General features: G+C 54.7%; 9 protein-coding genes. 5 read left to right on the top strand and 4 right to left on the bottom strand.

Annotation, left to right across the window (positions count from 1 at the left end; all coding sequences use genetic code 11):
- Positions 1 to 133: 133 nt before the first annotated feature.
- Positions 134 to 730 (bottom strand): porin family protein, encoded by a 597-nt coding sequence (locus SPV1_RS08860; protein WP_009850829.1) that lies wholly within the window; start codon positions 728 to 730, stop codon positions 134 to 136.
- 128 nt (positions 731 to 858) lie between these two features.
- Between SPV1_RS08860 and SPV1_RS08855 the strand changes: the two genes are divergently transcribed.
- Positions 859 to 1,641 (top strand): TIGR01458 family HAD-type hydrolase, encoded by a 783-nt coding sequence (locus SPV1_RS08855; protein ID WP_009850828.1) that lies wholly within the window; start codon positions 859 to 861, stop codon positions 1,639 to 1,641.
- A 75-nt stretch (positions 1,642 to 1,716) separates the two neighbouring features.
- Here SPV1_RS08855 and SPV1_RS08850 read toward each other — a convergent pair whose 3' ends face one another.
- Together SPV1_RS08850 and SPV1_RS08845 are read right to left on the bottom strand one after the other, a co-directional pair.
- On the bottom strand, positions 1,717 to 2,418 hold the full coding sequence (locus SPV1_RS08850) for an EI24 domain-containing protein (protein ID WP_009850827.1): 702 nt from the start codon (positions 2,416 to 2,418) through the stop codon (positions 1,717 to 1,719).
- Positions 2,418 to 2,621, bottom strand: a complete 204-nt coding sequence (locus SPV1_RS08845) for a putative signal transducing protein (RefSeq protein WP_009850826.1) — start codon at positions 2,619 to 2,621, stop codon at positions 2,418 to 2,420. Before SPV1_RS08845 ends, SPV1_RS08850 begins: the two co-directional genes overlap by 1 nt.
- A gap of 155 nt (positions 2,622 to 2,776) precedes the next feature.
- Between SPV1_RS08845 and tldD the strand changes: the two genes are divergently transcribed.
- Positions 2,777 to 4,222, top strand: coding sequence for a metalloprotease TldD (gene tldD, locus SPV1_RS08840; protein WP_009850825.1), 1,446 nt, complete (start codon positions 2,777 to 2,779; stop codon positions 4,220 to 4,222).
- Positions 4,219 to 5,604, top strand: coding sequence for a TldD/PmbA family protein (locus SPV1_RS08835; RefSeq protein WP_009850824.1), 1,386 nt, complete (start codon positions 4,219 to 4,221; stop codon positions 5,602 to 5,604). Before tldD ends, SPV1_RS08835 begins: the two co-directional genes overlap by 4 nt.
- A 295-nt stretch (positions 5,605 to 5,899) precedes the next feature.
- Here the strand turns inward: SPV1_RS08835 and SPV1_RS08830 are convergent, their stop codons facing one another.
- Positions 5,900 to 6,745, bottom strand: coding sequence for an RNA polymerase factor sigma-32 (locus SPV1_RS08830; protein ID WP_009850823.1), 846 nt, complete (start codon positions 6,743 to 6,745; stop codon positions 5,900 to 5,902).
- A gap of 148 nt (positions 6,746 to 6,893) precedes the next feature.
- Here SPV1_RS08830 and SPV1_RS08825 point away from each other — a divergent pair, with 148 nt between their 5' ends.
- Both SPV1_RS08825 and djlA read left to right on the top strand, forming a co-directional pair.
- Entirely contained in the window at positions 6,894 to 7,361 is a 468-nt protein-coding gene (locus tag SPV1_RS08825) for a tRNA (cytidine(34)-2'-O)-methyltransferase (protein ID WP_009850822.1), read from the top strand.
- A 451-nt stretch (positions 7,362 to 7,812) separates the two neighbouring features.
- Positions 7,813 to 8,589: a co-chaperone DjlA gene (djlA, locus tag SPV1_RS08820; protein ID WP_009850821.1), complete on the top strand. Its 777-nt coding sequence runs from the start codon at positions 7,813 to 7,815 to the stop codon at positions 8,587 to 8,589.
- The last annotated feature ends 188 nt before the right edge of the window (positions 8,590 to 8,777 follow it).

The following is an 8,777-nucleotide window of genomic DNA, read 5'->3' as shown; positions in this document are numbered from 1 at the left end:
AATCTTAGCGTTTCATGCAGAAAGCTTCCCGAAAACCGCGATGAACCAAAAAAAAGACCCCGCATCCGAAAATGCGGGGTCCTGACAGCTATTCAGCCTTCACTTGTGATGAGACTGGCTCTTCCTGCTGCTTCTAGAAGTGATAAGTAACGTTACCGGTAATGCCCCACATGCGTGCCTTGGAGCCGGCTGCGAATACACTGCCTGTGCTCAGCTTGACCGGGAACATGTACTGAACCCATTCACTGCCAACCGAAACATGGTTATCCAGTTTGTAATCAAAACCGGCACCGAGGCTCAGGCCGGTTTTGGTCTGGGTCTGTGACAGTGAGCTGCCCGGACTGGTCACCTGACCCTTGATTCTGGCAGTTGTTGCGCCGGCCACCATGTAGAGGTCGAAGTCGGAGCTGACAGGGTACTTGAGCTTACCGAGTATAGAAACAAAGGTCGGGCTGGAAAATGTACGGGTGATCGCACCGGCATAGGTCTGCTTGTCCTTGCCTGTCATACCGATACGCATTTCAGCGGCAAAATATTCATTAAAATCCGCACCGAAATTCGCATAACCGCCGAAAGAGGACTTTTTCTGGTCTATGCCGGCAGCCTTATAGTCCACACTGACTGCGCCCATGCCAAGGCCTGCATAGTAGGAAAGCTCCTGTGCCTGAGCAGATACGGCACCGCCGGTTATGCCCAGACAAACTACTGCTGCAGTAATCATTTTTTTCATAAATATGTTCTCCTTGATACGACGCGAACGCGCTGTCGTTAATTCGGCGGCACCATAGAAGCCGATTCTGAAACGAAGCTGAACAGGCTATCTCATCATATCCCCTCGAAATCTGCTACACTGGTGCCATGAAACTGGATCAATCAGCAGAAATCAGGGCCGTACTGTTCGATCTGGACGGCGTACTCTATATCGGCAACGCGCTGCTGCCCGGCGCAGCAGAGAGTGTGCAATATATCAAAGATTTGGGGCTGTCCGTTGCCGGCGTTACCAATACCACAACCTCTCCCCGCCGTGCGATCGCCAAAAAACTTGCTGATCTCGGCATCCCGATGGATCCGGATAACATTTATACACCTGCAGCACTGGCGGTACAGGCCATCGGCACATCCACCGCCCAACTCTATGTGCAGGATGCGCTGCTGGAGGATTTCAGCACGGTGGAACTAACGAAGGAGAAACCCGATTTTATCGTCATGGGAGATCTGGGCGATCGCGGTTACACGCCGGCGATTCTGCATCGAATTTTCAATCAGGTGATGGATGGCGCCACTCTGCTTGCGCTGCACAAAAATCGCTTCTGGCAAAAGCCTGATGGCCTGCATCTGGATATCGGGCCATTTGTCACTGCCATCGAGTATGCAACCGGCACGCAGGCAATCGTTCTCGGCAAGCCATCGCAGGCGTTCTTTCACGGTGTCTGTATAGCCCTGCACGTCCATCCGGAGGCGGCATTGATGATAGGTGACGATATCGAATCGGATATTGCAGGCGCCCAACAGGCGGGTCTGCATACCGCACTGGTACAAACCGGAAAATACCGGCAAGCCTTCGTAGAACAGACCGGTATCCGGGCCGATCTGATCCTCCCCTCCATCGCCAGTCTTCCCGAAGCGCTGCGACAATTATAAACATCCGCTAACAAGCGGTATCTCCATCTGTTTTCAGGCGGGTGCAAAAAAGCTCCGGCATTAACCCCGGTTATTTCAGGTTGTGCCAGCGGGCTCGGATGAGAGGGCAACAACTGCCGCCGGAATAACAAACAGATTCACGATTGGCACCAGCAACAACAGCATGGCAATACCGGCAAAGCCGACATAAAACCAGCGGCGCTCTTTCTGTTCCTGTTGCCGACGCGAAAAATTCCAGCCCTGTCGAGATGCACTGGTATCCATCAGCTCATAAGCCAGAAAACGGATGCCGGCCCATGTCCATATGGCCGTAGCAAGCGGAGCTATCCAGATCAGTGCCAGCGCCAATATGCCCCAAGCCAACAGGCCGAGCAGCGGACGAACAGAATTAGCCAGACTGGCGCCGACCTGAACCACCCAGCCACTACCGCTCTCGCCTCTCTCTATGCCATGCATCCGCTCGGCACGCATCGCCAGCGTATCCAGCCAGGGCGCGACTGCCGCCGAGCCCAGTGCCACATAGGCGATAGCTCCGCTGATCAGCGACAAAATAAAGGCCAGCAGCCAGGCGATAGCTGACAGCAGCTGCCAGTACCATGCATCACCCTGTGGTATCCACAAGGTAGCCATGTAGTCGAGTAACCAGAACGAGGCGATAGTGGTAGCAAGCATCAGAATCACCAGCAAACCGAGCATGCGCCAGAGCACACTGCGCAACTCCCCGGTCATGAAGAGCAGACGCAGGCCTGCCAGCAATGACAGCGCCCCGCTGATCATTACAGCTCCAGATCGCTGATAATCTGCCTGGCGATCACTTCGTCATCCGCACCAACCAGCAGACGCGCCGACATCAGATCTGGTACGGGCAGCAGAGCATTCATGCCCGCGTTTTCCACCTGAAAAAAGATATTGTTCTCCGCCAGTGCATCGCAGGTAATTTGCAGTGTCACCGGATCGGTAATGCGTATCAGTTCAATCATGGCGTCAGTTTAAGACGACTGATGCCCTGCGTCACGTGCAGAATGCTTCTAGCGGTCGCGCGCCGTGCTGCCAGATAAGGCGTACAAAGCCTTTGTGGCAGGTACTTACTACTCACATCGCTTGACAGCCGGCCGACTGGCACGACGATTGCACAATGTCCAGACAACAGTCCGATCCAACCGCTGCAGAGCATCACGAGCTTCCCATTGCCAAAGAGGCTCTGCAAAACACGCTATCCCACATGTTGCCGGCCAATGCCGATGACGGCGATCTCTACCTGGAATACTCCAGTTCAGAGTCGCTGGCACTGGAGGAAGGACGCGTAAAACATGTCTCCGCCTCCACCCATCAGGGTATCGGAGCTCGTGTGATCAAGGGCGAGGCCACCGGCCATGCTTTTACCGACAGACTGGAGCCGGATGCCTTAATGCAGGCTGCGGGGTCAGCCCGCAGTATCGCCTCAGGCTGTAGTGGTATAAACCCGGTGCATATCCATGCCTCCAATACCGCACCACGCCTGTACCAGGCGGTAAATCCGGCTGCAAACATCGACTTTAGCGAGCGCAAGAGCGTGCTGGAGAAGCTGGACAAACTGGCCAGGGAGCTGGACCCGCGCGTCAGGCAGGTATTCGCCAACATCTCCTCTTCATTCTCCGATATTCATATTGTGCGCATGGACGGCGCCCATATGCATGATGCACGTCCGCTGGTGCGTCTGAACATATCGGTAGTGGTCGAAGAGAACGGCACGCGCGAAACAGGCAGCGCCGGCGGCGGCGGTCGCTTTTCGCTACAGCGTCTGCTCAGCGGAGATGAGCCTGAGCGACTGGTACGTGAAGCCGTACGACTGGCCACGCTGAATTTAACCGCCCGCCAGGCGCCGGCCGGCAGCATGCCGGTGGTACTCGGTCCCGGCTGGCCCGGCATACTGCTGCACGAAGCCATCGGCCATGGGCTGGAAGGCGACTTTAATCGCAAGGGCAGCTCGGTATTCGCCGACAAAATGGGCAAGCAGGTTGCAGCGCGTGGTATTACCGTGGTCGATGACGGCACCATTGCGGAGCGGCGAGGCTCGCTAACCGTGGATGATGAGGGTACGCAGAGTCATCGCACGGTGCTCATCGAGGACGGCATACTCACCGGCTATCTGATGGATCGACAGAATGCACGCCTGATGGGCATGCGGCCGACCGGCAACGGACGACGCGAATCTTACGCGCACCCGGTACTGCCACGCATGACCAATACCTTTATGCTGGCCGGCAACGATACTCCCGATGATATCCTCGCCTCGCTTGATCGCGGCATTTACGCAGTCAATTTCGGCGGCGGTCAGGTCGATATCACTTCCGGTAAATTCGTTTTCACCACATCCGAAGCCTACTATGTGGAAAACGGCGTTATTCAGTATCCGGTCAAGGGGGCAACCCTGATCGGCGCAGGTCATGAGGTGCTGCAGAAGGTATCAATGATCGGTAACGACCTGGCTCTGGATCCGGGCGTCGGCACTTGCGGCAAGGGCGGTCAGTCCGTACCTGTCGGTGTCGGCCTGCCCACTATCCGTATCGATGATCTGATTGTCGGAGGCACAGAAGCATGAGTAATCAGGTGAATACCCTCCCCGACCGACAGTTTGCCGAACAACTGGTAGAAGCCGCGATCAAGGCAGGAGCTGCGCATGCCGATGCGTTGAGCGTAGCCGACACCGGAGACTCCATCAGCGTGCGTAATGGCGCTGTTGAATCGGTTGAGCGCGAAGATGCGCGCGGCATGGGACTGCGTGCATTTGTTGAAACCCCGGGCGGCATGGCCTTTGCCACAGCCTCCACCTCCGACCTCTCCAGTGAAGGGCTGCGCAAACTGGCCGATCAGGTGATCGCCATGGCGCGTATCTCCGAGCCCGATCCGGATGCCGTCCCCCCGACCGGCGCAACCCATCCAACGCGTGAACAACTGGATGCCTGGCAACAACACCACAACCATGATGATCCGGGCTGGAGCCTGGAGGAGGCCAAAGCAGCTGCATTGACCTGCGAGGAGATCGCCCTCGCCTACTCCGACAAAATCAGCAACAGCGAAGGCGCCAATGCCAGTTTTGGCAGCAGTCGCGTGCTCTATGCATCCAGCGACGGTTTTTCCGCTGCCTACAACAGGAGTTCAGCCTCACTAAGCGCCTCGGTTATTGCAGGCACGGGCGATGGCATGCAACGTGATTATGCCTGGCACCGTGCACTGCATGCATCGGAGTTGCGATCTCCTGAAGCCATTGCCACTGAAGCCGCACAGCGTGCCGTAGCGCGCCTGAATCCGGGTAGCATGGAGAGTGGTGAAACAACCGTCATCTTCGAGCCACGCACGGCCACATCGCTGCTGGGCCATCTTGTTTCAGCTATCAATGGTCGCGCCATCTTGCAACAGCGCTCTTTCCTGACCGATTGCCTGAATCAGTCGATATTTCCGGACTCCGTTTGCATTGATGATAATCCGGACCACCCGCAGGGGCTGGGCAATCGGCTGTTTGACGGCGAAGGCACACGCTGCAGCCGCCATCGTCTGATCGAAGGCGGCATGCTCAAACACTTTCTCACCGACCGCTATACGGCCAGGCGACTGGGACAGCCGGAAACAGGCAGCGCCTCACGCGGCCTGACCGGCGATATCGGCATCGGCTCATCCAATCTAATCTGGCATGCCGGATCGCTGTCTCAGGCCGAAATATTGCAGCAGATCGGCAACGGACTGCTGGTCACTGAACTGATCGGTTTCGGCGTAAACGGTGTCACCGGCGATTATTCACGCGGTGCAGGCGGTTTCCTGATTGAGAACGGCGAAATCGTTCGCCCGGTGCAGGGGATCACCATTGCCGGCAATTTGAAACAGATGTTCAGCCAGATCAGCTATGTTGGCTCCGATCTGACCTGGTTCGGCTCAACCGCCGTGCCTTCGATTGCTATTGAGGGTCTGACCGTCGCCGGGCAGTAGTGCCCGGTTATAACTATGAAATCGCCCGGCTTGCACAGGGCAATCGCAACGACCCTTTATTCATTTAGTGAATATTCAATCCGTAGCCGTGCCGTAGCTGATCGTAATATCAAGTAAGGACCGCACTTGTCCTTTCTTTGATTCAAGCCTCATGGCTTTCACCCTGCGGGCGGCTAATCGCCGTCCAAACGGCTCCTGCCTTTTTGTGCCGCCAAAGAAAGGACATGTATAGATTGCGCTAGTTCAAGATCATCTGACTACAAAATTTTAATGCGCTTACCCTGCCGGGCTTGCTTTAGTTATCCGACTGCTCGGCAAAATCCAGACATAGTTCACCGATTTTTTTCATGGCGCGGGCTTCAAGCTGACGAACCCGTTCGATTGAGATACCGAGATCCTCGGATAACTCTTTCAGTGTTGATGGCGGCTCCACCAGATAGCGCTGGCGAATAATATTACGATCCCGCTCGGAGAGCGCCTCCATCGCCTGCTTTAGCTGCATCGTGGTAAACGACTGCCAGTCTTTTGCGACCAGCGCCTGTTCGGGCGTATCACCGGGAGCCGGCAGCTCAATAATATTACCATCTTCCGTAGCATCTGAATCGATTGAGTAATCCCGACGCAGGAATGATGCGGCAATCTGCTGATAGGACTCACCGGAAACACCATACTGGCTGGCCACGCCTTCCAGCCCCCTACCTTCAAGTGCTGCGATAGCGCATTCAGCCTTCTGTAAACCTGCAAAAATGCGGCGTTGGAGCTTGTTGGTGCCCATTTTCACAATACTCCATGAGCGCAGAATAAAATCATGAATAGAGGCACGTATCCAGTAAGCGGCATAGGTTTTCAGCCTGAATCCGCGATCCGGATCAAAGCGCTTGACCGCCTGCATCAAACCCAACGTTCCCTCCTGAATCAGATCCTCCTCAGGCAGGCCGAAATGGCGGTATTCGCGCGCAATAGCTGCCACCACATGCAGGTTGGCATTAATCAATTGCTGTACCGAAGCCAGGTCATGATCACGTTGCCATTTGCGTGCCAGCGCATCTTCCTCTTCCCTGTCCAGCTTCGGAATTCTGCGTAACTCCTGATAAAACCTGTCCAGGCTGGTCAGCGCTTTCAACGCCTGCCTTTCGCTCATGCCGCCCCCTGTCGTGTTGAGTAGTGCGGAACAATACAATGAATACGACAGAACATATAGCCGATGGCTGCATAAATAGCCACCTGCACCCTGTGCTGCACTATCCTCTCTATTGCCTCCGGCCGCGCAGTGACTGAGGATAACGGCGATGAGTCCATCACTTCATATCGTACTCGTGGAGCCGGAAATACCTCCGAATACCGGCAATATTGCCAGGCTGTGCGGTTGTACCGGGGCTGCCCTGCATCTGGTCCATCCGCTCGGATTTTCCGTGGACGATCGCTCACTGAAGCGGGCCGGCCTGGATTACTGGCAATATCTGGATGTCACCCACCATGACAGCTGGCAGCAGCTACGCAGCTCACTGGATGGAAACAGGAACTGGTATGGCATGAGCTCCAAGGCATCTACCAGCTTCTGGGATGTCACATACTCACACGGCGATGTGCTGGTCTTCGGACCGGAAACACGCGGTCTGAGTGCTGCTATTCTGGCTGAGATACAGCCGCTTACCGTACCCATGCGTGCAGATGCACCGGTACGCTCATTAAATCTGGCAACCGTCTGCGGTATTACCCTGTTTGAAGCGCTCAGGCAGCTAAAAGCGGATCGCTGATCACATTTATCCACTATGGATCAAGGCTTTCACACTACTTTTATCATTTAGGCTTATTTCCAATATTTCACATTCACTGAGTGAGTCTAAGTTAGCTATATAAAACAACTAAAATAAAGTCCTAACTTTTAGGCATGTCACACGCATGTCATGGCGATGTAACAGTGCACTGCCTGTTTTGCTTTTCATCCACCGCCTTATCCACAGCCTCTGTGGATACCCGTAACATCCCCTTTGTTTTCACCCTGTTCATAGCGATTGCGACCAAATCAAGCCATTGATATATCTGTATCACCCTGCGAACTGAATGCTGTGTATGCGCCCGATTTGTCCCCTGCTGACCACTCCACCACTTACAACATGGCTCTTGCTATTCACCGGTGTATTTGCAGCCTGTGAAATCCCGGCAACTTCATTGTTGCGAGGATCAAAAGTTTCACAGGAGAATCATATGTCATGGCTTGGAGCAGGAATCGGTGCGGGTATTGGCGCAATGATCGGCGGACCAATCGGTGCAGGCATTGGCGGCTGGCTGGGCCACTCGATGAGCAAGGCATACACACATGTCACTCACTCCGCCCAGATGGGTGGAGCAGAGCTTTCAGGCATGAGCAAACAGGAGGCACAAAGTATTTTCTTCGTGGCGCTGTTTTCCATGCTGGCAAAAATGGCCAAGGCCGATGGCCGCGTCACATCCGAAGAGGCTGACCTGATCAACCATCTGGCACGCACGCAAATAGAGATGGATGCCGAAGATCGGAAGGCGGCTGCCGTGATCTTTAAAAATGCGCTGGATGATGAATACACCATCTATGACTACGCCAGACAGTACCGGCAGATTGCCGGGCATGCGCCACAGATGTGTGAAATGGTCTACCGCCTGTTGTTTTCAGTGGCCTACGCCGATGGTGAGTTGCATGCGGCAGAGGATGCCATTCTCATGGAAATCCCATCCCACCTTGGCCTGGATCAATCCCACTATCAGATTCTCAAAGAGGAGTTCCACGGTCAACATGCCGATATCAGCGAGTCCTACAAGATCCTCGGTTGCGAGCCGGACAGTAGCGACAGCGAAGTAAAGCGTGCCTATCGTAAACTATGCATGGACTACCATCCCGACAAAATTGCAGCCAAAGGCCTTCCGGATGGTTTCATGCAATTTGCCGAGCAACAGATGCATCTGATCAATGACGCCTATAAAACCATCATGGATCAACGCAAAAAATAACGTTCAAGACTAAGCCTATATGCTTCTCCCCTGCCAGCAGCCCTGCCGAAACGGCAAGAGAGCAAGCGGCGCTGTCTCGCCGCGCGACAGACCACTTCTGGGATTAGGTAGATCCATGTTCCTCAAGCTTTTATAGTAATAACAGCATGAGTCTGAACGACGACTATTGCCAATAGCGGACATTCAAA

Origin of the sequence: Mariprofundus ferrooxydans PV-1, assembly GCF_000153765.1 — a bacterium.
Classification (GTDB): domain Bacteria; phylum Pseudomonadota; class Zetaproteobacteria; order Mariprofundales; family Mariprofundaceae; genus Mariprofundus; species Mariprofundus ferrooxydans.
The sequence above is the reverse complement of the archived record's forward strand: the minus strand, read 5'-3'. Positions and strand labels throughout refer to the sequence as shown.

What these genes read in the sequence shown, in the direction of transcription:
- SPV1_RS08860 (WP_009850829.1), bottom strand. Translation starts at nt 730, where the DNA reads ATGAAAAAAATGATTACTGCAGCAGTAGTTTGTCTGGGCATAACCGGC.
- SPV1_RS08855 (WP_009850828.1), top strand. Translation starts at nt 859, where the DNA reads ATGAAACTGGATCAATCAGCAGAAATCAGGGCCGTACTGTTCGATCTG.
- SPV1_RS08850 (WP_009850827.1), bottom strand. Translation starts at nt 2,418, where the DNA reads ATGATCAGCGGGGCGCTGTCATTGCTGGCAGGCCTGCGTCTGCTCTTC.
- SPV1_RS08845 (WP_009850826.1), bottom strand. Translation starts at nt 2,621, where the DNA reads ATGATTGAACTGATACGCATTACCGATCCGGTGACACTGCAAATTACC.
- tldD (WP_009850825.1), top strand. Translation starts at nt 2,777, where the DNA reads ATGTCCAGACAACAGTCCGATCCAACCGCTGCAGAGCATCACGAGCTT.
- SPV1_RS08835 (WP_009850824.1), top strand. Translation starts at nt 4,219, where the DNA reads ATGAGTAATCAGGTGAATACCCTCCCCGACCGACAGTTTGCCGAACAA.
- SPV1_RS08830 (WP_009850823.1), bottom strand. Translation starts at nt 6,745, where the DNA reads ATGAGCGAAAGGCAGGCGTTGAAAGCGCTGACCAGCCTGGACAGGTTT.
- SPV1_RS08825 (WP_009850822.1), top strand. Translation starts at nt 6,894, where the DNA reads ATGAGTCCATCACTTCATATCGTACTCGTGGAGCCGGAAATACCTCCG.
- djlA (WP_009850821.1), top strand. Translation starts at nt 7,813, where the DNA reads ATGTCATGGCTTGGAGCAGGAATCGGTGCGGGTATTGGCGCAATGATC.